This window comes from Enterococcus sp. DIV0574 (assembly GCF_051711125.1).
Lineage (GTDB): Bacteria > Bacillota > Bacilli > Lactobacillales > Enterococcaceae > Enterococcus_D > Enterococcus_D gallinarum.
In genome coordinates this window covers 1,345,175-1,370,553 of record NZ_JBIOMA010000001.1, presented here as the reverse complement: position 1 = coordinate 1,370,553, position 25,379 = coordinate 1,345,175, and the positions used below count along the sequence as shown (strand labels likewise).

General features: G+C 41.0%; 20 protein-coding genes. 5 read left to right on the top strand and 15 right to left on the bottom strand.

Annotation, left to right across the window (positions count from 1 at the left end):
• Window positions 1–43: 43 nt before the first annotated feature.
• From mgtE to IGJ45_RS06695, 4 genes are read right to left on the bottom strand one after another with little or no spacing between them, the layout of a single operon-like run.
• The gene (mgtE, locus tag IGJ45_RS06710) at window positions 44–1,408 is read right to left on the bottom strand and encodes a magnesium transporter (RefSeq protein WP_060815539.1); all 1,365 of its coding nucleotides are present in this window, start codon (window positions 1,406–1,408) and stop codon (window positions 44–46) included.
• A 14-nt stretch (window positions 1,409–1,422) separates the two neighbouring features.
• Window positions 1,423–2,322 carry an RluA family pseudouridine synthase gene (locus tag IGJ45_RS06705; RefSeq protein ID WP_103299935.1) on the bottom strand — a complete coding sequence of 300 codons (900 nt, stop codon included), beginning with the start codon at window positions 2,320–2,322 and terminating at the stop codon, window positions 1,423–1,425.
• Between the two features lie 5 nt (window positions 2,323–2,327).
• On the bottom strand, window positions 2,328–3,125 hold the full coding sequence (locus IGJ45_RS06700; protein ID WP_029486937.1) for an NAD kinase: 798 nt from the start codon (window positions 3,123–3,125) through the stop codon (window positions 2,328–2,330).
• 5 nt (window positions 3,126–3,130) lie between these two features.
• Window positions 3,131–3,784, bottom strand: coding sequence for a GTP pyrophosphokinase (locus IGJ45_RS06695; RefSeq protein WP_021151082.1), 654 nt, complete (start codon window positions 3,782–3,784; stop codon window positions 3,131–3,133).
• A gap of 195 nt (window positions 3,785–3,979) precedes the next feature.
• On the opposite strand from IGJ45_RS06695, the gene IGJ45_RS06690 reads away from it, so the two are divergent.
• Together IGJ45_RS06690 and IGJ45_RS06685 are read left to right on the top strand one after the other, a co-directional pair.
• A complete protein-coding gene (locus IGJ45_RS06690; protein WP_103299934.1) occupies window positions 3,980–4,573 on the top strand; it encodes a CYTH domain-containing protein in 594 nt (197 codons plus the stop codon).
• 88 nt (window positions 4,574–4,661) lie between these two features.
• On the top strand, window positions 4,662–5,318 hold the full coding sequence (locus tag IGJ45_RS06685) for a DsbA family protein (RefSeq protein ID WP_103299933.1): 657 nt from the start codon (window positions 4,662–4,664) through the stop codon (window positions 5,316–5,318).
• 104 nt (window positions 5,319–5,422) lie between these two features.
• Here the strand turns inward: IGJ45_RS06685 and IGJ45_RS06680 are convergent, their stop codons facing one another.
• From IGJ45_RS06680 to IGJ45_RS06655, 6 genes are all read right to left on the bottom strand, one after another.
• Complete coding sequence (locus IGJ45_RS06680; RefSeq protein ID WP_409531243.1) at window positions 5,423–5,623, bottom strand: hypothetical protein; 201 nt, start codon at window positions 5,621–5,623, stop codon at window positions 5,423–5,425.
• Window positions 5,624–5,872: 249 nt separating this feature from the next.
• A complete protein-coding gene (gene pepF / locus IGJ45_RS06675; protein ID WP_005472346.1) occupies window positions 5,873–7,690 on the bottom strand; it encodes an oligoendopeptidase F in 1,818 nt (605 codons plus the stop codon).
• Between the two features lie 66 nt (window positions 7,691–7,756).
• Window positions 7,757–8,752 carry a competence protein CoiA gene (locus IGJ45_RS06670; RefSeq protein ID WP_242387436.1) on the bottom strand — a complete coding sequence of 332 codons (996 nt, stop codon included), beginning with the start codon at window positions 8,750–8,752 and terminating at the stop codon, window positions 7,757–7,759.
• A gap of 82 nt (window positions 8,753–8,834) precedes the next feature.
• A complete protein-coding gene (locus tag IGJ45_RS06665; RefSeq protein WP_003127031.1) occupies window positions 8,835–9,485 on the bottom strand; it encodes an adaptor protein MecA in 651 nt (216 codons plus the stop codon).
• A 154-nt stretch (window positions 9,486–9,639) separates the two neighbouring features.
• Complete coding sequence (spxA, locus tag IGJ45_RS06660; protein ID WP_003127030.1) at window positions 9,640–10,038, bottom strand: transcriptional regulator SpxA; 399 nt, start codon at window positions 10,036–10,038, stop codon at window positions 9,640–9,642.
• A 677-nt stretch (window positions 10,039–10,715) separates the two neighbouring features.
• Entirely contained in the window at window positions 10,716–12,431 is a 1,716-nt protein-coding gene (locus tag IGJ45_RS06655) for an ABC transporter ATP-binding protein (RefSeq protein ID WP_005472341.1), read from the bottom strand.
• A gap of 247 nt (window positions 12,432–12,678) precedes the next feature.
• Here IGJ45_RS06655 and IGJ45_RS06650 point away from each other — a divergent pair, with 247 nt between their 5' ends.
• A complete protein-coding gene (locus tag IGJ45_RS06650) occupies window positions 12,679–13,410 on the top strand; it encodes an HAD family hydrolase (RefSeq protein ID WP_103299930.1) in 732 nt (243 codons plus the stop codon).
• Between the two features lie 83 nt (window positions 13,411–13,493).
• On the opposite strand, the gene IGJ45_RS06645 is transcribed toward IGJ45_RS06650, so the two are convergent.
• From IGJ45_RS06645 to IGJ45_RS06635, 3 genes are read right to left on the bottom strand one after another with little or no spacing between them, the layout of a single operon-like run.
• The gene (locus IGJ45_RS06645) at window positions 13,494–16,658 is read right to left on the bottom strand and encodes a DEAD/DEAH box helicase (protein WP_409531242.1); all 3,165 of its coding nucleotides are present in this window, start codon (window positions 16,656–16,658) and stop codon (window positions 13,494–13,496) included.
• 22 nt (window positions 16,659–16,680) lie between these two features.
• Complete coding sequence (locus tag IGJ45_RS06640; RefSeq protein WP_409531241.1) at window positions 16,681–19,860, bottom strand: AAA family ATPase; 3,180 nt, start codon at window positions 19,858–19,860, stop codon at window positions 16,681–16,683.
• Complete coding sequence (locus IGJ45_RS06635; RefSeq protein ID WP_113849884.1) at window positions 19,842–20,978, bottom strand: exonuclease SbcCD subunit D; 1,137 nt, start codon at window positions 20,976–20,978, stop codon at window positions 19,842–19,844. The genes IGJ45_RS06640 and IGJ45_RS06635 overlap by 19 nt, the downstream gene beginning before the upstream one ends.
• Before the next feature lie 287 nt (window positions 20,979–21,265).
• On the opposite strand from IGJ45_RS06635, the gene anmK reads away from it, so the two are divergent.
• Together anmK and IGJ45_RS06625 are read left to right on the top strand one after the other, a co-directional pair.
• The gene (gene anmK, locus IGJ45_RS06630) at window positions 21,266–22,441 is read left to right on the top strand and encodes an anhydro-N-acetylmuramic acid kinase AnmK (protein ID WP_156247309.1); all 1,176 of its coding nucleotides are present in this window, start codon (window positions 21,266–21,268) and stop codon (window positions 22,439–22,441) included.
• Between the two features lie 45 nt (window positions 22,442–22,486).
• Entirely contained in the window at window positions 22,487–23,782 is a 1,296-nt protein-coding gene (locus IGJ45_RS06625) for a PTS sugar transporter subunit IIC (RefSeq protein WP_003127022.1), read from the top strand.
• A gap of 249 nt (window positions 23,783–24,031) precedes the next feature.
• On the opposite strand, the gene IGJ45_RS06620 is transcribed toward IGJ45_RS06625, so the two are convergent.
• Together IGJ45_RS06620 and IGJ45_RS06615 are read right to left on the bottom strand one after the other, a co-directional pair.
• A complete protein-coding gene (locus IGJ45_RS06620) occupies window positions 24,032–24,385 on the bottom strand; it encodes a nuclear transport factor 2 family protein (protein ID WP_003127021.1) in 354 nt (117 codons plus the stop codon).
• Between the two features lie 255 nt (window positions 24,386–24,640).
• Entirely contained in the window at window positions 24,641–25,270 is a 630-nt protein-coding gene (locus IGJ45_RS06615) for a lysophospholipid acyltransferase family protein (RefSeq protein ID WP_003127020.1), read from the bottom strand.
• Window positions 25,271–25,379 lie beyond the last annotated feature (109 nt).

Genomic DNA, 25,379 nt, shown 5'->3' with positions numbered 1-25,379 from the left:
TGATGAATGGATCTACTTTGATTGAAAGGAATACCTAGTTTCTTCAACGAATAAAATAGTTCATAAATAAGCTAGCAATGTTGAAATAAATCAAGACACTAGTCAAATCACTAAGTGTCGTAATGAATGGACCACTGGCAACGGCTGGATCAAAGCCTAATTTATCCATTAACATTGGAATCAGACTTCCTGCGAGATTCGCTACCGTAATGGCACACATCATCGCCATTCCAATAACAAAACCTAAGATCGGGTTTTGTTTCCAGACAGCCACGATCGCAAAAATCGTTAAACCGGTGACAGCACCAGTCACTAACCCTGTGAGGACTTCACCGATCACCGTTCGCATAAAGCTTTTTTCTTTATCATCTGAGATGGCCAAACGGCGGACCGCAACCGCTAAAGATTGCGTACCGGCATTTCCTGCTGTACCAGTGATCAATGAAATAAAAACGGCTAAAATACTTGCTTCACTTACAAGCTCTTCATAATGACTGATCAAGCTTGCTGTTGCCATCCCCAAGAAAAGCAATGTGATCAGCCATGGCAAGCGTCGTGAAGAGGCTTTGAGGGGATTTTCACTGACTTCTTCCACGTTGACCCCGGCTAATCCGGAATAGTCACTGGCAGCTTCATCATCGATTACGTCAATGATGTCATCGACAGTTACGATCCCTAATAAATGGTCATCGTAATCTGTAACTGGCAAAGCTAGAAAGTCATAATCCCGAAATGTCTGAGCTACATCTTCCTGATCATCCCCCACATGCACGGACATGACCCGTTCATTCAAAATATCTGCAATCATCGTATCATCATCATTGATGATCAAATCCCGCAAAGAGATTACTCCGACCAGTTTGTTGTCCGTATCGACGACATAAATATAGTAAATCGTTTCGGCGACATCTGCTGCATTTTTTAGGACATACATTGCGGATCGTACCGTTTGATTGGCCACGATCGAAACAAACTCTGTCGTCATCAATGAACCAGCTGTCTCATCTTCATAATGCAGGAGCTCTTTGATTTCACTAGCATCTTCTGCCGGCATCAAACTCAAATATTTTGCTACTTGCTTCTTATCTAACGTATTCAGAAGATCGACGGCATTGTCGGTATACATCTCTGCTAGCATGTCAGCCGCATAGCCGGGACGCATTTCCGAAAGATACTCTGTCATATGTTCATCATCTTCTTCGATCACGTCAAACATATCCGCCAACTCTTTGGGTGAAAGGTACGTATAAACGATTTGGCGCTGCGACTCATCGAGAGATTGGTAGAATTGTCCCTGCTCATAAATATGCAGATCCAAAAACACTTCACGAAATTTCTGGATATCTGTTTCATTCAACGCCTGAGTCAGCTGCTCAAAGCGCTCATTAAGTTCTTGATTTTCATCCAATCTCTTCACCTCTTTTATTCACTCATTGCTTGTTTGATTGATGCCATATCTGCCGGCAAGTCTGCTTTAAAATACAGCGATTTGCCGCTGAAAGGATGGGTAAAAGCCAATTCGCAACAATGAAGGGCCTGACGATCAATGCCAAGATCCATCGCACCGCCATAAAGTTCATCTCCCAGTAATGGACAATGGATGGCAGCAAAATGAACGCGAATCTGATGGGTACGACCGGTATGAAGAAGAATCGTAACCACAGCAACTTGCTGATCCTTTTTCGTCAACCAATATTCCGTACGTGCGGATTTCCCTTCCAAACTTGTTTTTCGTTTTAATAATGAACTGAGATCTCGTGCAATCGGATAAGTGATTTCTCCGTGAGAAGCCAATTCTTGAATCTGTCCCGCAACGATTGCTTGATATTTTTTTATCAATTGCTTTTGCCGCAGCTGAACATCTAACTTCGCATGGGCAAAGCCATGCTTGGCAAACAACATCAATCCAGATGTATCCCGATCTAAGCGAGTGACCACATGAATGACCTGATCCTGATAACCTTGCTGTTTATAATAAGCTTTGACACGATTAGCCATCGTCCCATTAGGATGATATTGAGCCGGGATCGAGGCAATGCCTGCTGGTTTGTTTACAATCAAAAGATGCTGGTCTTCATAAACGATCTCGATTGGCGTCTCATCTAATAAGACCGTTTCATGTTCACCTTCGTCTGGGATCACAATGGTTACCGTATCATTTTGCACCAAAGAATACAAGACATTTTGTCTTTGGTCATTAACAAAAATCTTGCCTCCTTGAAACTTGATTTTTGCCAACAATCCTTTAGAAATCCCTTGCTCTTTCAAAAAGTATTTTAACTGTTGCGGCTCTTGCCGCTCATAATGATAAGTAAATTCCATAACTGTTAAATTTCTCCAATAAACGCATCTTTGACACGGTTCCAAAAGTGCATATGCCGATAGGAGGCAAAGTGGATCCGTTCGTCTGCAATACGATAATAAATCGCATCGATTTCTTCCTGTTCAATCGTAAATTGATCAATGGTCACTAGATAGTCCGTACTAGCTTGTAGTTTGACTTTGACCCACTCATGATCTCCGACAATGATCGGTGACCCTAACGTTCGGAAAACACGATTGTTTAAAGAAGCGATTTCTGCTAGTTGAAAAGCATTGATACTTGGATGCAATACTGCCCCTCCCACGCTTTTGTTGTAAGCTGTTGAGCCTGTAGGTGTCGAAATCGATAAGCCATCTCCACGAAATTTCTCAAAAAGATCTTCTTTGATTGAAATATCAGCTACCATTGTCCGATTTCCCCGCTTGATCGTTGATTCATTCAATGCAAGAAAATGTTTGTCTGATTTCCCATTGGTATAAGTGATGCGGACATCAAGCAAAGGATAGCTCACACTCTTTTGACGATCATTGCACAACGTATCGACCAATTCTTCCAATTCATAGTCTCGCCAGTCGGTATAAAACCCAAGGTGTCCTGTATGGACCCCCAAAAAACGAACCTCTGCTAAGCGATGACTGAACAAGTGAAACGCAGACAACAGTGTCCCGTCTCCGCCCACTGAAATAACCAATTCTGGGTTCTCTTGGTCAATCGTATTGTCAGACTGGGCCAACAATTCTGTTAATCGCTTTGTGACAAGCATCGACTTTTCTTCTTGATTGTTGATAATTGCTACTTTGATCCCTGTCATGCTTCATCCCCCTGCCGCTGTTCCTTATGATTGCCTTTCCCATGTGAAAACAGCCGTTGCGCTTCTTGGATTTCTTCGCGAATATTCGACATCTCCTCATCTAATTGGTAGGCAGCTTCTGCAGACCGACGCAGGCGCTCGCTGATTTCATCTGGAAATTCTCCTTGATATTTATAATTCAGTGAATGCTCGATCGTTGCCCAGAAGTTCATCGCTAATGTACGAATCTGGATCTCTGCTAAAATGATCTTTTCACCATCGATCAATTGGACAGGATACTCGATCACTAAATGATAGGAACGATAGCCGCTCGCTTTTTTATTTGTAATATAATCTCTTTCAATAATTACCTTCATATCATGTCGGGTGCGCAAAAGATCAACTACTTGATGGATGTCTTCAACAAACTGACACATGATCCTCAAGCCGGCAATATCTGACATTTCTTCTTCTAAACGATCCAAAGGGATTCCCCGCAATTTGCTTTTAGTTAAAATACTATCGACTGGTTTTACACGACCCGTGACAAATTCGATCGGCACGTGTTTATTTTGTTCTCGATATTGTTTGCGGATTCCCCGCAACTTTACTTTTAGTTCTGAGACGGCTTGTTCATATGGTGCCAAAAAATCTTCCCAATCTCGAATCATTTCTATCCCTCGATTCTTTTCATAACATACGGTTCTATTTTACCACAATCTTAAAGGAAAACAGAATGTTCAATCGGTGCCACCTGCAAGAAAAATAACAGAGCTCTTTTTTGCTTCAACTCTCCCAAGGGTTTTCATTTGACTTATTGCCCATCGTTATGTAAACTTGATGGACTGTAAGGAAAGAGGAAAACAATGACACATCAAGTAGAAATCGAATTTAAAACATTGTTGACTCGTGAAGAATATCAGAGAGTCATTGCCTTCTATCAGCTTGATCGCTCCGCCTTTCATACCCAAACAAATCTTTATTTTGATACATTGGATCATCAATTAAAACAAAAAAAGTTTGGTTTGCGGATTCGGACGACGGAAGATAAAGCAGAATTAACGCTTAAATCACCTCTTAAAGAAGGGTTATTGGAAACGACCGATATCCTTTCGTTAGATGAAGCAGCTGATTTGCGTGAGAATCAAAGAATCTTATTTACCGGTGCGGTTGCCGATCGCTTGATCCAAGAGCAAATTGATCCGGCAGCTGTGAAACCTTTTGCTGAGTTGACGACTCGTCGAGCAGAATTCAGCGTAACAGAAGGTTTACTTGCTTTAGATGAAAGCTGGTATGGCCAATCCCATGACTATGAGCTCGAACTGGAAGTCTCAGAGGCTTCTTCAGGAAAACGAGCATTTTTGTCTTTGCTTGATCGCCTGCATATCAGTTATCGTCCAGCAAAAAATAAAATTATTCGTGCCTTAGAAGAGAAGTTGTCAAAAAAAGAGTATGAATAGTTCTCATTAGGCATTTCTCATTTATAATAATTTCTGTTATATTTAATATATACAAAAGAAAAAGAATCTTAATTGGGGAGAGATTCAGATGATCGAGATTTATTTGTTTGTGAATCCGATAGGTCCAATTTGTTATCAATCCGAGTTGACCTTGTTGGACGCACTGAGTGATCAAAGAAAAAAAATACAATTGCATATATTACCAATCATGAATTTACACACTGTGGGGATTTCAATGGATTACCTTTCAATGGATCGATCCGATCTAGGATTGCGTAATCAACAAACCAGTCAAATCTATGAGGCTTCATTGGACTACAAAGCAGCTCAGCTTCAAGGTCGAAAAATCGCCCGCGACTTTTTACTTAAACTTCAATGTCAAGTAGGCGTAAATAAAGAACCTTATTCCTTCGAATTAGTCAAACAGATTTTCGCTGAAACAAACGGCGATCTTGACATGTTTTTAGAAGATCGCAAGTCTGATTTGATCAAGCAGAATTTCGCATCCGACCAAAGTGTTGCTCGCGAAATGGGCATTACGATGTCTCCTTCGGCTGTAGTGTATAATTTCGGTTGTGAACGAGATTATGGTGTCTTATTAGAAGGAATGGAAGCTCTTAGAAATATTCCACACCTTTGCCGAACAGATCAGGAAAACTATCGTTTATTCTATCAAAAGAAAGATATCAGGGATGCTGATGTTCCTCGTATCGACTCGTTGAATCGACGACTTGTCTTGCTTTAAACAATCAATAAAACATCCAAACGCTGATCGAGTCACCCTCGTTTTGGTGGTCTCCTATTAACAAGAGACCGTCAAAGGGTGGATCCATCGTTTGGATGTTTTTTCTATTCAGTCCTATCAGAATTTTTCTTTGAAGGATCTTTTTTAGAAAGCTCATTTTTATCTGTAGGGTCTTGATCCGGCAATTCGGTCTGCTCTAATTCGGTCTGCTTCTCTTTGTGGGCAGATACAGCTTCTTTCGTGACAACTTCCCGTTTTTTCTTGCTATTATCCAAGCGACGGGCAAAAATTTCTTCCTTGTCCATTCCAAAGGCCCCCTTTCCTCTTTCATTTCTATCGTAACATGGAAATACTTTTGCTTCTTGCAATTTGCTTACTCATAAAAAAAGATTTTCTCACTTTAAAGTTTAAATTGAGGTTTCTGTTGACAAGCAAATCCTTCCTATACTTACTTTTTTTCTAGGCGTCACCGTCAAAATAAGGCAATCAGCCTGTTGCTTAAAAAAGCCACTGACGATCGATCAACGATCCTTCAGTGGCTAAGACAGTCTTGCTTATGCTTCTAATTCCTTGACTAATGCTTCCAATTCATCCAACCGTTGTTCAAAGACTTTCATCGCGTCTTTGATATAATCTGCTTTAGTCATATCAACTCCAGCTTTTTTCATCACTTCAATTGGATAATCGCTGTTGCCTGCTTTTAGATAGGTCAAATATTTCGTTAAGGCATCAGGCTCTCCTGTTAAAATTTTCTTAGCTAGTGCAGAAGCTGCCGAAAAGCCTGTTGCGTATTGATAGACATAGTAATTGTAGTAAAAATGCGGGATACGTGACCACTCTAGACTGATCTCAGGATCTTTTTCTACAGAAGGACCGTAGTATTTAGCATTCAGCTCACCATAGCTGTCACTCAAAAATTCACTAGTCAATGGCGTTCCTTTGGCATCTTCTACGTGCATAAAGTGTTCAAACTCAGCAAATTGTGTCTGACGGAAAATCGTTCCTTTAAATCCATCCAGAAAATGATTCAAGACATAGGCTTTTACGCGAGGATCAGTTTCGGTTTGCAACATGTATTCTGTCAAGATGTTCTCGTTAGTTGTTGAAGCAATTTCCGCCAAGAAAATGGAATAATCGCCATAAACATAAGGTTGATTGTTGCGAGTAAAATAACTGTGGACACTGTGACCCATCTCATGCACCAATGTGAACAATTGATCCAAACGATCATTCCAGTTCATCAAAATATAGGGTAATGTGTCGTACGCGCCAGATGAATAGGCGCCACTGCGTTTGCCTTTATTTTCGACAACATCGATCCAGCGATTTTCAAACGCTTCGTTTACCACGGCTAAATATTCTTCACCTAGAGGTTTTAAAGCATCTTTGGCTTTTGCGACAGCTTCTTCATAGCTATAGCGAATCGGAGCTTCCCCTAGAATTGGTGTATAGACATCATACATATGCAAAGTATCAACAGCCAATAAGCGTTTTCTTAACTCCATGTAACGATGCAGCAGCGGCAAATGTTCATTCACGACAGCTACCAAGGTGTCATAGACACTTTCCGGGATGTGGTTGGCACTTAATGCAGCTTGTCGAGCAGACTCATAGTGGCGTGCTTTAGCTTTAAAGTTATGGGCTTTGATATTGGTACTTAATGTTTGGGCAAATGTATTACGGAACTGCTCATAGACACCATACAACCCTTTAAAGGCAGCTTCCCGTACGGAACGGTCGGTATTTTCCATCAATTGACCATAAACACCATGAGATAATTGAACTTTCTCTCCATTCTCGTCTTCAACGATCGGAAATTCTAAATCGGCATTGTTTAATACGGAAAAAATATTTCCAGAAGCGCCGAATATTTCTCCTGCACCTGCTAGTAAAGCTTCTTGTTCAGCCGGCAAAACATGGGGACGGTTATTGACAGTTTTTTCAATAAGATGGCGGTAAATGGCCAATTCCGGCTCTTGGTCGAAATAACCCCAAATAGTTGCATCATCCATTGAAAGTAATTCAGGATCAAACCAGGCAATCGCTTCACTTACTTGAGCAACAAGGTTGCTGGCTTTTGCATAAAGCCCTTGATAGGTTGTGTTGGCTGTATCTTGATCATTTTTCAGATGACTGTATACATAGAGTTTTTCCAGTTTACGGGAGATCGCTAACACATATTCTAATGCTTCCTTGAAAGCTGCTGGTCCTTGTGATAATGTCCCTTTGAAATCGTCAGCCTGCTTCAACTCAGCCACGATCTCTTGGAACGCTTCTTCAAATGCCCCATCATCGGCATAGATCTTTGTAAGGTCCCATGTTAATGCTTCCGGTAGATCCGCACGATCTGGTAATTGTTTTGTTTCTGACATATTCTTCACTCCTTTACATACTAAAATAATCTTAACATACTTTTGGCGGGAACCAAGCTAAGAGAATCAAAAAGGTTGAATTTTCTGGAAATCAGAACATTCTTGATAAATACGTTTCAATAGTTGCCCTTGATCAATCATAGGAAACAACCAGTTCCAATTCATTTTGCGCAACTGATTCAGCCAGTGAGAAAAATTCCGGTTTGCGTTTTGATGAAATAAAAAGCGCAGGACTAAAATTCGATGTTCCAACAAAAAACCATAATCACTGGGATGATAGCACCAATGCGGCAGATTGCCGATATGTCCCCCGAGAGGGTAAAGGAGTGCTTGAAGACTGAGGATCTGTTTTTGCTGTTGCATCAGCTTGTGTAATAACCAGACCCGGTAAGCTTCCGGCTGCCACCTTTGATGGTATGTTCGACAGGACTTTCTAGAATAATTGTTTAGCGATGGGCAGCAGCCGATAGGTTCTCCTTTTCGAAAATAACGTCTACGAAAAGAAACACCCCACTTATAATGCCAATTGATCTCGTATATGAGACCAACGCGTTGCTCTTGCGTATCTATGATCCACAAATAAAACCCCGGTTGCTCCGCAAAACGGCAACAGGCCTTTTGCAAAACGGTCCATCGATGGTGGAGTTGCGGTTGTAGATGTTTGCCTAGAAGCCACCAAGGAGAATAGTTATAGGCAAGATACTTCTCTGTTCGTTGGACAAAGCGGCTCCAAGACAAAGCCGAACACTGTACTTCAATCGCTGTTTTGCCCACAAGAAGATCCGGTCGCTGCTGCAAATCCGGCAAGTAAGCTTCTATTTCGATCGTTTCATCTGTTAGCCATTCGTAGAGGAGCTCCTTTGCTGACAAATGTTCCTCCGTCTCTCCTTCACTAAACACTTCGCAGTTAGCCGCAGCATAATGAGCGAAATGATGGCGTTTCAGGAGGCCTTTCCTTAAGTGCACCGGTTCATGACATCCTGGACAATAAAAGGGTTCTGAATCTTTCTTCGCCTGATCAGCTTTGATCCGCTGCTGCTGGTTGTCATACGCAATAATCATCTTCTCACCTCAAAAAGAAATACGCAAAAAAGCGAGAAAATGATTGTAGCCATTTTCTCGCTTTTACGATTATAAGTGAACATTAGACATTTTTGAAGTAGTAACGGGTCAATTCCAATGCGTCATGCTCCATAATGATTTTTCCATACTCTGCCAAAACCTCTGAAGTGACTTGTGTCCGGTTAGCAAATTCCATTAAATAAGCCAGTGCATTCTCAACTTCGATGTCTGTCGTATCGTTATCCATAAATTGGACTTCTAGATAGTAACGGTCATTCATTTGATAAAGATTCGTGGTCACTGAATCCAAATACACTTCGGACGCTAATTGAACCATTGCTTCAAAGCTGTTCAATTCAAAAATAAAACGATTGCCTAACTCCGGCTGGGACTCTGTCTCTTGTAATTGTGACGCGACATGCTTCTTCAACATATCCGTAATGTCCTCAGTTGAACCATCGCTCATATCATCAAAGTTTTCCATTCCTTCAGGCGGTAGATTTTTGCTGATAAACAATTCTAAGCCATCCCCTTTAGGTAAGACTTGAAAGGTCACCGCTTCACTGCCTTTAAATTCTTCATCAATATCTACTTCTTCTAATATGCTATAAAAAAAGTTTTCAATCTCATTGTGATTTCCAAGAAGGTCAAGAAAAGTGATGCCCCTAGCAGCTAAATCTTCGCTCTTGATCAGTACACGGATCGTATTTTCATTGATATGTTCCATTTCCATATTAGCTACACCTCACTTTTGCTAATCACTATAGGTTCATTTTAACGAAACCTGTTGAAAAGTAAAGAGAAAACGCATATCCTCTTAAGAAAATCCTAAAATGCCAAAAAAAGAGATCAGCTTTTCATTCACTGATCTCATAACTATTTGATTTTTATAAGCCTGCCATCAATTGTGCTTGACGTAGTTCTAGTTGACGAACATCTCTTGGCAAGAAACGACGGATTTCATCTTCATTAAAACCAACTTGGAGTCGTTTTTCATCAATCATGATCGGACGACGCAATAATCCTGGGTTTTCTTGTACAAGTGTCAATAAATCTTTTAGCGGCAGGTCATCTAGATCCATGTTCAATTTTTGAAAAACTTTGGATCTTGTAGAGATAATTTCTTCTGTACCATCTTCTGTCATTTGTAAGATTGCTTTTAATTCAGAAATATTTAAAGGTTCTGAGAAAATATTTCTTTCAACAAAAGGAATCTCATGCTCTTGCAACCACGCACGAGCTTTGCGACAAGATGTGCAACTTGGGGAAGTATATAGTGTCAACAACGTGCATCTCTCCTTTTTTAAATTCCATTCGCAAGTTCTGTTGTCTTGCTTGATTTTAATTATACAGAACTATTTTAAAAAAATCTAGTGTAAATTTTGTATTTTTTAATAAAACTCTCAAGTTATATTAAAAGAGAAACCTCTCAAACAAAAGCTTTCACAAACTTTACATCAATTTAAATGAGAAAAATCAAATTTTTTTTTAATTTCATTTCTTTTGTATAACAGTGTGTCAAAATTGTATCATGAACCATAGATTTATTTAAATCACTCTAGTGATTTAATTCTATCGTTTTTTAATTTTGATAAAATATTCGATAATATCTGACTCCTCTATACAAGTTTCTTTCTATAATACTAGTACTCTCTCATTGGTCTTTACCAATCTTTTTTTACACCTAAAACTCGTTAAAAACTTACAAACAAAGAAAAGAACTTGTTATTAAAAGATTTCAAAAAAGCGGAAATCTGTATTATCACGTATTCTATTCCAAGTCATTAGTTGCTCATTATGAGTGAAAAATCATTTCATCGGCAACGAATATGACAAATGTTACAAACAAAGAAAGCGTTTGATAAGTAAATCCTAACAAATCTCTTTGAAGAAATCAGCGATATCCACTGAATATGTTTATTTGCATATAAACGAAAAAAGCGATCGAAGTCGCTTTTTTCGTCTAATTTTTGAACTGGGCATCATATAATGCTTTGTAATGTCCCCCTGTTGCTAACAGTTGCTCGTGGGTTCCTTCTTCCAAGATCCCTTTATCGCTGACAACAATGATCCTTGTCGCATGTTTGATGGTAGCCAAACGATGGGCAATAATCAATGTGGTCCGTCCATCAGCTAATGAGTTCAATGATTCTTGAATCACTTGTTCTGTTTCTGTATCCAACGCAGAGGTCGCTTCATCTAAGATCAAGATTGGCGGATTTTTTAGAAACATTCGGGCAATCGCTACCCGTTGCTTTTGACCACCAGAAAGTTTGACCCCGCGTTCTCCAATGACTGTTTCCAATCCTTCAGGCATTTGGTCGATTACTTGTTCTAAATGAGCGAGTTTCACGGCTTGAGCAATTTCTTCTTCTGACGCATCCAATTTCCCATAAGCAATGTTTTCTCGAATCGTTCCCGGGAACAAGAAAACATCTTGCTGAACAGTTCCGATCTGGCCCCGTAGTGAGGCAAGCGTCATGTCTTGGATATTGATTCCGTCAATCGTGATCTGACCCTCAGTTACTTCATAAAACCGCGGCAGTAAATTGCAAAGCGTTGTTTTTCCAGAACCGCTTTGTCCCACAAAAGCGACAGTCTCGCCGGATTGAATCGTTAGATCAATATGGTTCAATACCTTCGTCGCATCTGCATAAGCAAAGGAAACATCTTGATAAACGATATCGCCTTTTAGTGCGTGTACATCGATGGCATTTGGCTTATCTTGAATCGCCGGTCTCTTGTCCAGCTCTTCTGTCAGGCGTTTGAAGCCAGCAAATCCTTTCGGATAGCTTTCAATCATGGTATTGACCTTTTCGATTGGCCGAACAAAGACATTGGATAACAAGATAAATCCAACAAACTGTCCATTCGTCAATTCCCCTTTGATCACGTAATAGGCCCCAAAAATCAAGGCAAACAAATTGATCAGTCGAATCAGAAAGTAATTATAGGCAGAACTGATTGCCATCACTTTATAAAAGACGATTTTTGAACGACGATAAAGGCCGCTCAGACCGTCAAATCGTTGATGTTCAAACGTCTCATTGGCAAAAGACTGAGTCACGCGAATGCCGCTGACTGCTGCTTCTACCCCAGCATTGAATTCACCTAGATTGTCATAGATCTCTGTATTGACTTTCGTCATTTTCTTATTGAAGAAAACCAGTGCAATCGTAATCAATGGAATCAGTGCAAAAGTAGCAAGTGCAAGTTGAACATGCATATTGAGCATCAGCAAGAATGAACCGATCAATGTCATGATCGTAATAAAGACGTCCTCGGGACCATGGTGAGCAACTTCTGATATTTCAAACAAGTCAGTCGTTAGCCGACTGATCAAACGTCCAGTTTTTTGATTGTCATAATATTCAAAAGACTGTGTCTGTAAGTGTCGGAATAATTCTTGACGCATATCTGTCTCGATATTGACACCCAATTTATGGCCATAAAAGACCACGATATATTGCAAGATCGTATTGACCAGATAAAATAAAAATAGCCCCAAACAAGCGAGCAAAATCAGCCGAAAATTGTTCTGCGGCATAATCTTGTCGATCACTTGATTCACGGCAACTGGAAAAACCAATTCAAGCAGCCCTGCAAAGACAGCACAAGTAAAATCTAAGACAAACAATGACCGGTATGGCCGATAATAGCTAAAAAACCTTTTTAACACACTTCCTCCTCCTTTTCATTAATCTACATTATAAGCAAGTCTTTCTGGAAAAGCAAAATGAGAAATCGATTGAAAAGGGTAAAATTCACTCAAATTTGAAAAAGCGATGAGACCAAGGATTTCTAAAATTAGTAAATAAAACCTTTATTTATCAAGCTTTAAGCCCTTTTTTTCTCTCAAGATATCCGCTATTATATGTTCGAAAACAAAATGAAAATTTTCACTACATTTGAAAGGCGTGTCTCTTTTGCTTAATGCGGTAATCTTTGATGTCGATGATACTTTATACGATCAACAACAACCATTTCGAAATGCGGTTACAACCATCATACCTGAAGTAGCAACAACAGATCTCCATCCTCTTTATATTCGTTTTCGCGTACATAGCGATGACCATTTTGGAAAAGTCATCTCAAAAGAATGGACATTAGAAGAATTTCGTACCTTTAGACTATGTCAGTCGCTGATTGATTTAGGCTACTCTCCTTTATCAAATGATGCTAGCCGATTGTTTCAAGCGACTTACGAGACAGAGCTAGACAACATCCAACTTCATCCAGCCGTAGAAGAAACTCTCAATACCTTGGCTTCATTACCTATCAAGCTTGGAATCATTACCAATGGCCCAACAGATCACCAACAAAAGAAAATCGATCAATTGGAATTGACTCGCTGGATCCATCCAGAATACATGCTGATTTCTCAAGCAACAGGGTACCAAAAACCGGATATTGAACTTTTTCAGCTTGCTGAAGAACGATTTGATTTAGATCCCTCACGGACATTATACGTGGGAGATAACTTTGACAATGATGTCTTTGGCTGTAAACAAGCGGGATGGCAAGCCCTTTGGCTGAATCATCGCCGACGCCAAGCTCCCGAAATCAAAAATTGTCACCCTGACTGTACGTTAACTGCTTTTGAAGAGCTGACAGAGGGTATCTTATCCTTTACAGATGCAGTTGTGATGGCTCGCTAAAAACTAAGAGACAGCTATAGATGCAAATCTTCGCATCCTAGCTGTCTCTTGCTTTTGTATCAAGGGTTTTGTTTTCGCTGAATCTATTCTTCACCAATGCTTAAAATCAAGCGAATATCTTCTTCCGTCATTTGGTTCAGCTGGGCTTCATTCCCTTGGATGACTTTTTGGAATAGTTCCCGCTTTTCTTGTTGCAAAGCATCCATTCGTTCTTCAATGGTTCCTTCAGCGATCATTCGCCAAACTTCCACAACCTTTTTCTGACCGATTCGATGTGCCCGGCCAGCGGCTTGTTCTTCCACTGCAGGATTCCACCATAAGTCATATAAAATGACCGTATCCGCCCCTGTCAGATTCAATCCAGTTCCGCCGGCTTTTAATGAGATCAAAAAGACATCTTTTTCTCCACTATTGAAAGCATCGACCATACTCAAACGGTCTTGAGGAGGAGTGCTTCCTCGTAAATAGAAGGTTTCAATTCCTTCTTGAGCAAGTTCTTCTTCAATGATCGAAAGCATGCTTGTAAACTGTGAGAATAAGAGCACACGGCGGCCGTTTTCTTTTGCTGCTTGAATCAGGTCCTTGACCTGTTCTAGCTTGCCTGATGTGCCTTCGTAATCTTCCACAAACAATCGCGGATCGCAGCAGATTTGACGCAAACGAGTAAGGCCAGCCAAGATGCTGATACGATTTTTGCGAAATGCTGCTGTATCCATTTGTGCGATTTCTTTCCGCATTTGGCGCAAATACGCAAGGTAGATTTTTTTCTGCTCTTCTGTCAGTACACTATAATAATTCGTTTCTAACTTCTCTGGCAGATCTTGAAGAACGGATTTTTTATCGCGTCGCAATATGAATGGCTTGATCATTTTTGCGATCTCTTGTGTCTTCAATTCTTTGTAGCGTTGTTTATTTGGGAAAAATCCCGGCATGATCATCTCAAATAAGGACCACAACTCTTCAAGATTATTCTCGATGGGTGTCCCACTCAATGCAAATCGATGGGGAACATTTAAAGAACGCAATGCTTGTGCTGTTTTGGTTCCGCTGTTTTTGACCATTTGCGCCTCATCCAAGATCAAATACGCTAAACCTAATTCTTGGTACTGGTCGATGTCCTGCCGTAAGCTGGCATAAGATGTGATGCGGACATCTGCCGGCAGCTGTAATTGGCTGCCGCGTTCCTCCCGAGAACCACTGATCACCACCGACTGGATCGTTGGTGCAAAGCGTTTGATTTCTTGCTGCCAATTATACGTCAAACTCGCAGGTGCAACGATCAGAGCATTCAACTGTTGCTTCTCTTGCTTTTCAGACAACAAGTAGCTGATGGTTTGAACTGTCTTCCCTAATCCCATTTCGTCTGCAAGTATGCCGCCAAATTGATACTGACTCAGCATCTTCAGCCAACGAAATCCGACTTCCTGATAGTGTCTTAATTGCGCTTGGAGCTGATGAGGCAATGGTGCAGAAAATTTTTCTGGATGAATCAAATCTGTCGTCATTTGTTTGAATCCTTGACTAAAAGTTGCTTGGTCAGCTAGTTCTTCTTGCAAATACAATCCTTGATTCAACGGAACTTGTAACGTACCTGACTGAGATACAAAGGCTGTCCGTAATTTTTTCAGCGCGGCGCTTGCTTCTTGAAAGGCTTCTGTTTCCAGTGAAAGAACTTGCCCATTTTCTGTCGTGTAAAAACGATCAGCCTGCAACAAACTCCGCAAGACAGCATCGATCTCCGATTCAGCGATCCCGCTGACATCAAAGTGAATATCCAGCCAGGAACCATTTTCTTCAATTTCGATCGTTGGACGGTGCTGCTGTGCATCTAAGTAAAGTTCCCGCAATTTTTTGCCGATACGTACTTCTCCTAGTTGGCGCAGTAAAGGAATTTCACGAGTGAAAAAGGCAAACAATTCTTCCCCTTCCGGTAGCGCTTTGAACCAATTTTTGGTACTTTTTTGATACTTCATTCTTTCAACTACTTGTTCGATCCGCTTTTCCTGAGGGTAATCCCTTAAAATCTCTGGATGGGCCTCAGGAATCACTTGATGCTTTTCGTCAGTCGAAAAAGTCACTTCGCCATAATTGAAATCAATTTGCAAATCGATCTGACCTTTGATTTTACGCAGTGAAAAAACAACGGCTAACGGACTCTCTTGGATCTCCGCTCCGACCTCTTTTGTGATCTCTACCGTGCCGATCTTGCGTAAATGAGGCAAAACTTGCATAAACAAGTTGGACAGTTCCGCTTTTGGATAAATGATCGTTGGTTCTTCAAAGCGTTTGAATAATTGCTGCATCGTCAAATAGACTTCTTTTTGGTCCATCGTCAATTCAACGATCGTATCGCCTTGAAGGCCCCAATTGTAATAGCTCAGCAAGTGATCAAAATCCCTCGTCAAAGATAACGGAAATTGACCGTGTTCTTTTTGAACACGAAAATGCAGCGGCTTGCCTTCAGAAAAAGTCACTTGACGAAGTTTAGCGTTGCCAATCGTTAACTGCATATAAGCAGCGTTCATTTTCTCTAATAGTTCTTTCCCGTATTCAACTGGCAATAGCAAATACTTTTTGTCTAGTTTGCCTTTCACTTGGATGCCAGCTTGTCCAATCAGCTGCTGTGTCTGAGCAATGCCTAGTAAGCGGATCAGAATATCATTGTTGGTTTGGTCAAATGCTTCACTCGTTAAAAGAAACTCTGTTTGTTTGTTCGCCAGATAGCTCTTTTTTTCTTGATAGACTTGCAAAAATTTATAGATATTTTTGACGACATATGTCTTTGAAGTTCCCCGTTGACCGACTTTTAGTGAAATCCCTAGAACATCCATCTCCTGGTGGTAAGGGTTCGTGGTCAGATTTTCGACACGATATTCAATTTGCAAAGGAGTGATCGTCCGCTGTCCAGACTGCAATCGATTGAATCCCTGAGAAAACATCTCCGAAGCCGAAAATGCGGCTTTTGCTGGCTTTTTTTCTTCTGTGATTTGTCTTGTTTTACCTTGCTTTCGTAAATAAAGTTCAACAGCTATAGTGTGTTTACAATAGTGATGTTCTTCCCAATAGGGGCATTGGCAATAATCGATCTCTTTAGCCGTCGCATCAAGATCGACTAAATATAGCTCACTTCCCAAGACTTCCGCATGCCATACCTTTCTCTCTGGATCTGGAATAACCGATAGGACGCGACCTTCATTTAGATAGGTCCGACCTCTTTCAATGACTTTTTCTGGAATACTCCATTTCATATGCTTCTGATTCCTCCTTTCTCTAAAGTTTTGTACGAATTTTGCTTTGTCCGCTGCCATCTGTTTGAACAACGACTTGCTGCAAGATTCGCTCTCTTAATTCTCTTACATGACTAATGATCCCAATCATCCGCCCTTCATTTTCAATCATTTCTAATGCTTCCATCGCCATTTCCAACGATTCTTCATCTAATGAGCCAAATCCTTCGTCAATAAACAACGCCTCGATCTCGATGCCTCCCGAACGATTTTGGATCACATCAGCTAATGAGATAGCCAATGCCAGTGCGGCAATAAAACTTTCACCACCCGATAAGGTATGTGCTCGCCGCAGACTGCCAGCATTATCATCATAGATATCGATCTCCAACCCTGTCGAGCTTCGATAGCTCCCCACTTTGTCTGCCAACTCGAATTGATAACGTCCTCTTGTCAACCGAGCTAGGCGAACATTCGCCACTTCTAAGATCTCTGTTAAAAATCGTTGCAGAACATAGCGTTCCAAACTGGTCTTCTTTTCATTTTCTCCATTGATGACTTCTGATAGTTGCTGTAAATGGCTGATTTTTTCTAATTGCTTGGTGTTTTGTTGATAGATTATCTGCAATTCTTCAAGTAATCGCTGATTTTGCTTGATTTGTTCTTTTCCTCGGATTACTTGTTCTTGTAATTGTTCTACCGCTGTTTCAGACTGGTCTACTTGTTCTTGCAAGACTTCCAAGTCAGGCACAGCTTTGTTTTGCAAAAATTGTGCCAGTTCAAGCTGTCGCTGTTGAACAAAACGTTGTTGTTGTTCATAGGTTTTTATCGTACTGCGTAGCTCCTGGCGTTCCTCAAGATCATTGAGCAGACTGCGCATCTGTTGTTCGGTACATGCCGCAGGCAAGACTTCTTCCAAGCGTTCTTGGGCTAGCTGAGCAGCTTGTTGCTTGTCGGCTAGAAACTGTTGCAGATTTCGTTGCTGCTCTGTCAGGATCGTATACTGTTCCTTCAAACGTTGCTCTTCCAACTGATCCGCTTCAATCAGAGCTGCTAAACGAGACGATTGTGCTGCTAGTTGCTCCTGTTCCTCGTTCAACTGCTCCAGAGATACTCCCTCCGTTTGCTCTTTTAGTGAGGACAGTTTTCCTTCTTCCAAACGTAAAGCGTCACTAGCAGTCTTGAGACTTGCTTCAAGTGCTGTCAATTCTTCTGTAAGATGTTGGCTGTTTGCTTGGACCTCTGTCAATTTCTGTCTGTCTAGAGCAAATTGCTCTTTCAACTGCTGATTGATTTGTTGGCATTTGAAATAGGTAGTGGCAATTTCCTTTTCAGTCAATCCTTCTACCAGCAATGGGTCAGCTGGTTCCTTGCCAGCTCCTTCTTTCAGGACTGTTTGACCTAGCATATTTTCCATCAACGGCTGGAGGATTTCTCGCAGTGTCTGATACGTTGTCTGTTGTTTTTCCTTCAACGCGCTCATTTTTTGTTTAATTGTTTGAAACTGGTCATTGACTTGTTCTAGCAGCAGCAAGTTCGTCGAACGGTCTTCACCAACTTGTTGCAGCTGATTCTCCAAAGATTCAAGTTGCTGCTCGCTATCAATGATTTCTTCATTACTATACTCTGTATGTTTTTGAGCAGCGGGGTGTTCAAAAGAGCCACAGACCGGACAAGGTTCCCCCTCCACCAATAAGAGACTCAAACGAGCAATCTGCATCTTGGCATTTCGACTTTTTTCTTGCACCAATTCTTCAGTTAACTCATCATATTTACTTACTAACTGCTGCTGCTCCTCTTGCAATTTTCGCTGCTGGTCTGTTAGTTGCTGTTGGGTATCAGTCAGCTGCTGCTCCTCTTTTTTCAACATCTGCCATTGGTACAATAGATTTTCTCCACGAACCAGTTGGACTTCCTGTACTTGGTAGATCGAATGCTTTTGGATTTCTTCTTTTAATCCTTGCTCCTGGTTCATAGCAAGATTTTGCTGTTCTTTCAGATGCTGCGCTTGTTTTTCCTGTTGAGTCACCGTTTCCTGCAAAGAAGCGACCTGTTTTTCTTGTTGCTGAACTTGCTCGGCTAATGGTTTTAACTGTGCCAGTATTTGTAAACGTTGCTTAGCTGCCGTATGTTCGTCCTTTCGATCTACCTGAACTTCTCGGCTTTTGTCCCATATCTCTTGAGACTCTTGCCATTGTTCTAATGATTGCTGATTGAATGTAAGTTGTTGAATAGCCTGTGCTACTTCAGCTGTCCGCTCATCTTTTTGGCGTAAGATTTCTTGATGCTCACTCGCCCAGTCTAGCTGCTGCAGCCGCAGTTTATCGTCTAAAATTTGACTTTCTTTCGCAGCTAGATTCGCTGCCTGTTGGCTGAGTTCCTGTTGCTCGGCAAGTGCTTTATGGATTTCTTTTGCCAAATAAAAAGCTTCCTGTGCGGTCTTTTTCTCTTGCTCCGCTTGGGATTTTTTTGCTTCAATTGTTTGCTGATGACTTCGTTGTTTCTCAAGATCTGTCTGCCAGTACGCTAATGTCTCAACCAACGAAACCGGAGTTGCCGGTTCGGTCCACTCAAAGCGTGTGACCAAATGATCCGCTGCCGTTTGTTGTTTTTCAATTTGTTTGGTTTGCTTTTTGACCTGTTCTTTCAGCCATTCATTGAAGCGCTGATACATTTCCGTTCCAAAAATATTCCGCAAAACTTTTTCTTTCTCATTACTGCTGGCAATCAAAAAATTGCGAAATTCTCCTTGAGGCAGCAAAATGATTTGGAAGAATTGTTTGGCATCCAATTGCAGCAGATCTTTGATGAAGATATCTACTTCATTTTTTTTGCTGATTTGTTTGCGCTCTTTTCCTTGCTGATCATAGATCGTCAACCGTACCTTAGCTGCTTGATTCGTGACTCCATCGCCGCGTTTTTTGGCTAAGACTTGTTCGGGACGTCGTTCGATCTCATAGTGCAAATGTTGATGGTCAAAGGAAAAACGGACACTCGTCTCTTCTGTGGGGGAAGCGAATGTCGAACGCATTTCTTTACCGGACCGCAAATTTCCGGAAGTTTCTCCAAATAATGCAAATGTCATTCCATCAAAGATCGTCGTCTTGCCAGCCCCGGTTTTCCCGCTGACTAGAAACAAACCACCTTCTTGAAAGTCGCCAAAATCCAGTTCCTCATGAATGTAGGGACCAAAGTTTTTCATGATTAATTTTCTTGGCTGCATGACTGCTCTCGCTCCTTCTCTCCACCCGCTGTCAAACCTGTGAGCCATTTTTGCTGCTGCTCATTTAACGGTTCTCCAGTCATTTCTTTATAAAAATGGGCGATCACCCGTTGCGGATCCTCCTCATCGGCTAATGTCAAATTTTTCTTGCTGACGGTTCGCCCACTTTGCCGCTCCACAGATAAAATTCGAGGATAGACCCGCCGTAATTGATTCATCATATTAGGAATTACGGCTCGATCCGTTAACGTGAAGTGTAAGAAGGCCTCTCGATCCACTTGCCGATAAAAGGCAGGATCAAGCAATGTTTCAAAAGAAGCAGTGTATTGCTGAAGATCTCTTTTCGGCCGCAACGGATAAAAATGCCGCTGGTCCTTTTGAGTATCTACGATATAAACACCTTTCTCATTGGTTATTTCAGACAATGAAAATTTCAACGGAGACCCGCTATAACGGATTCGTTCATGATTTAGCGCAGTATTTGCATGCAGATGTCCTAAGGCGACATAGTCAAACCCTTCAAAAGCCGTTGTCGGTACACTATCCAATCCGCCTACTTGAATTTTGGTTTCCGAATCCGTCTGGCTTGAACCAGCTACAAAAAAGTGAGTCACCAGGACTTGTTTTTTCGTAGAATCAAAATACTGCTTCATCTCTTGAAGGACCCGAGTCACCCCTTCTGCGATCGTTGTGATTTTTTCATCAAAAAACAAACGCGCTTCGATCGGTTCAAAATAAGGTAACAAGAAAAACTGGGTGTCAGAAAATTCAATCGGCTCAATACTTTCTTCAATGGAGGTCGTTAGGTAAAATTGCGTATTTTTGAACCATGGACTGCCAGTTTCAAGTCGTGTCGGACTATCATGATTACCAGAAATCGCTAGTAAAGGAAACTTTTTTTCTAAATTGATTTTCGCTATTTTCTCATTTAAACATTTCACTGCGTCAACGGCTGGCACCGTGCGATCATAAAGATCCCCAGCAATGATAATTGCATCTACTGATTGTTCTTCCGCCAGATCAATTATCTGGTCAATAATGTAACTTTGATCTTCGAGAAGATCATAGCCGTGTAATTTTTTACCTATGTGCCAATCTGCTGTATGTAAAAAACGCATATACCCACCCTCTTAAAAATATCCTTCCCATCATTATACCACTTTACGATTATGAATTGAATGTATCAACGTGATCTTCTCGTTCCCAGACAGTTGAGTCCTTCTTTTTCCAAACGGGTTCTCACACTGATTTGTCAAATTAATGAAATTAAATTTCCTTTTACAAAAAAATCATTGAAATGCAATTACACATACACTACAATAAAGACGAGGTTGAAACCGAATACATTTCTGCCCAAGTTCATCTAATTTGGTTTCGACAAACACAAAAGAAAGGAGGAGAAACAATGCTTGGAATTGGACTCATGTCTGGAACTAGTTTAGATGGTGTTGATGCCGCATTAGTAGAAATCGATAATCATTCACAGCCATCTATTCGTCTGTTGCATCTGACGACTACTGCTTTTTCCCCCGAGCTGCGCCAAAGAATAAAACAAGCCTGTGACCCGGAGGACTCTTCTGTTTCCTTGATCTGTCAGTTAAATGTTGAGCTAGGCTATGCCTTTCTCGCTGCTTGTCGTCAGGTCTGCCAAGAAACAGCAGTAACCGAAACTAGCATTGACTTTGTTGCTAGCCACGGACAAACTATTTGGCATGCACCCTCGGAAAACCCGCTTGTTTCCAGTACGTTTCAAATTGGAGAGCCGTCAATCATTGCCTACGGACTCGGAACAACTGTGGTTGCCGATTTCCGCGCGATGGATATGGCTGCTGGTGGACAAGGAGCACCGCTTGTACCTTATACTGATTATCTCTTGTATCGTTCCCCTGATAAAACCCGCTTATTGCAAAATATCGGTGGGATTGGAAATGTGACGGTCCTGCCGAAAAATGGCACATTAAGTGATCTTGTCGCCTTCGATACTGGTCCTGGAAATATGATCATCGATGAACTGATGCATCAATTATTCCAACTTCCTTACGATGCTGAAGGAAGGATTGCTCAACAGGGAACCATTATTCCTAAATTGCAAACACAATTAAGAAATCATTCCTATTTCGATCAAGCACCCCCTAAGAGCACTGGACGGGAACTATTTGGTCAAGCATTCAGTGATCAACTATTAGCAGATTTTTCTGCAGAAAAACCAGCAGACTTAATAGCAACAGTGACCGATTTTACTGCCTACTCGATTGCCGAGAGCTATCGGCGCTTCGTTTTCCCACTTGTTGAAAGCGGACCCATTGAAGTGATTTTAGCAGGCGGCGGCGCGCATAATTCAACACTAAAAAAAATGCTGGTCAACTACTTACCCGTTGAGATTACAGTGATTACCCAAAATGATTTAGGTTGGTCCAATGATGCGAAAGAAGCTATGGCATTTGCCCTTTTAGGATACGAGACCTTACAGGGACATAAAAATAATGCTCCTGCCGCGACTGGTGCCAAACAATCCGTGATTCTGGGAAAGATCATCCCAAATCCATTTGGTCCCATAGGAGAGCGGAATCACTCAACATAACTTTATCAATTCAACCATACGAACGTTTTCACAGGAGGTTAAAAAATGTTAGATAAATTTACACAGTTCATTGAACGTCATCTGGCTGGACCAATGGAAAAACTGGGGAGTCAACGGCATTTACGGGCGGTCCGCGATGGGATTGTCTCTACTTTGCCACTGATTATCGTCAGCTCATTTTTTATGATTTTGGCTTTTCCTCCCCTGCCACAAGACTGGGGAATCTATCAATTTCTTTCGAGCCATGCGACCACGATCTTGCTTCCTTACCGCATGACGATGTACATTATGAGTTTATATGCCGCATTCGGGATCGGCTTTAGCTTAGCCCGTTCCTATAAACTCGATGGTCTCTCTGGTGGTATCTTAGCCACCACAGCTTTTTTATTGACTTTCACGCCAATAAATATCCCCCCCGAAGCTTTGGAGGCTGCTGGAACAGCCGGATTTGTTTTACCAATGGCAAACTTGGGCAGTGCCGGGATGTTCGTAGCGATCATTACATCGATTTTAGCTGTCGAGATTTATCGTTTGACGGATAAATCTAAATTTAAAATCACGATGCCGGAACAAGTCCCTCCTGCTGTTGCTCGATCTTTTGAAGCATTAACGCCAACATTGATCATTATTTTAGGTATGGGGGCAATCACCTATTACATTGGCTTTGACTGGCATACCATCGTAGCAAAAGTTGTTGATCCTCTAGTTAGCGCAGCCGATAGCTTGCCAAGTGTCTTATTGATCACTTTCTTAACGACATTCTTTTGGTCCTTTGGGATCCATGGTGCCTCGATCGTTGGTTCACTGGCACGGCCGTTATGGCTGCAATTATTGGAAGGCAACACCACTGCGTTAGCTTCTGGCGATGTGATTCCCAACATTGCTGCTGAGCCATTCTACCAATGGTTCATTTGGATCGGCGGCGCAGGATCAACCATCGGTCTGGCGATCTTGCTTGCTTTTCGTACAAAATCCGAATTCGGATCAAAACTAGGAAAAACCGCATTGATCCCTGCTATTTTCAATATCAATGAGCCGCTGATTTTTGGGACGCCTATCGTCTTAAATCCAATTTTGATTCCGCCATTTATCATTGCACCATTAGTCAATGGTGTAATTGCCTGGGTAGCCACCTCGGCTGGTTTAGTCAACAAAGTGACCGTCAATGCCCCTTGGACATTGCCAGGACCAATTGGTGCCTTTCTTGCAACAGGCGGTGACTGGCGAGCAATCGTCTTAAACATTCTTTTGATTGTACTTTCCATCCTCATTTATTATCCATTTGTAAAAATCTATGACAAAAATGAATTGGAAAAGGAAAATCAACCAGTCACTGAATAACTCTTGATGAGCAAAAAAAGGAGCCTCTGTCTAACAGAGACTCCTTTTTAAAATTTTTTTGAGCATACCAATAAGGAGCTGCTTTTCCTAAGTAAGAAGCACGAAGCAACCTTACTTTAGAAATTAGAAATAAGACTATGTTTTAACGCAGTGTTACTATTCTAACAATCATTAAGGGAAATTATTATCCTTCCCTTAATGCACCTTTTAAGAAATTCACAAACTATTTATATAAGATATCTATTCATTTTATTCAATAGGCAAATTGTGCTGTTTCAAGAAAGATAGCTTATCCCAGTAGCCTCTTTGAAATAAAATTTTATTATTTACTATTTGAAAAAAACCGCAACCTCTCAAACCTAATGGGTCACGCCACTCTAAAATTGCCCATTGTCCATCTTCGAAAATGTTTTCAACGATACAAACCATTTCTGCGTTAGAGAAGTCTTGTTCAAACATTTTCTTTATAGCCTCTTTTCCAATAACTGGCTCATTGGCAACCTGATGGTTTATTGCATTGTCATCATATAATTCTGAAATAATTTCTACATCCGCATGATTAAATGCGTCAACCCATTGGCAAAGTATTTCTTTTGGCTTCATATCATTTTACCTCCTCGATGTGTAAAAATCTTCATTTTAATTTGCACTATAAAACAAGTATCTAATTGTATTTATATATTCTACTTTCACAAATAATTTTTGAACATCTGAAATCAAAAAATTACTATTTGCCCTAATAGGCCCTCTAAACCTGTAACTAAACCCTTGTTATTGATTATCTCATAGCATATCCTTAAAAAATTATCAAGTTCAATATTTATTTAAAACACAGTCAAAAATAAAAGAAGAAACGCATCAACGTTTCTTCTCTTCTACTTCATAAACAAAATTCGGATCTATTTCTTGGTCGAGCTTTGTAAAAGCACCTTGAATGCGGCGTTCCACTTCTGCTAACCCTTCTTTATCCATTTTCTTGATATCACTGATATCGATCGCCTCCCCAAAACGAACGGTTACTCGTCGACGTTTAAATAAATCTTTTAGCGTTAAGGGACCTTGATAAACAGAAGGAACGATTTTTACCTTCGCCATTTTGGCAATCAGTGCCATGCCACCCTTCAGCGCGGTCGAATGTCTTGTTCCGCTAGGAAACATAATGAGACTCAGATCTGTATCTTTTAAGATTTTCACCGGTGTTTTGACAGCACTCGGCCCTGGTTTGTCACGCTTTACCGGAAAAGCATTCGCATGAATCAAAATAAAGCGCAAGATTGGATTCTTAAACAATTCTTCTTTTGCCATAAAGCTGAACTTTTTGGGACGAGCAGCCACCGCCAGATACAACGGATCCCACCAGGTACGGTGAGGTGCAACCAATATGTAATTTTCATTTTGCGGCAAAGCCTCTTTGTTTTGATATCGGGCGTTCCCGTTGATCAAAAACAAAATGACCCGAACCACGCCTCGCATAAAGCTAAAAAACATACTCACTTTCCTTTCCAGTTTCTTTTATAAGTATGCAAAAAAACGCTTCAAATGACAAGCCTTTTTTGTCGTTTCCGATTATTCTTAATCGTAGTATAATACAAAGGAA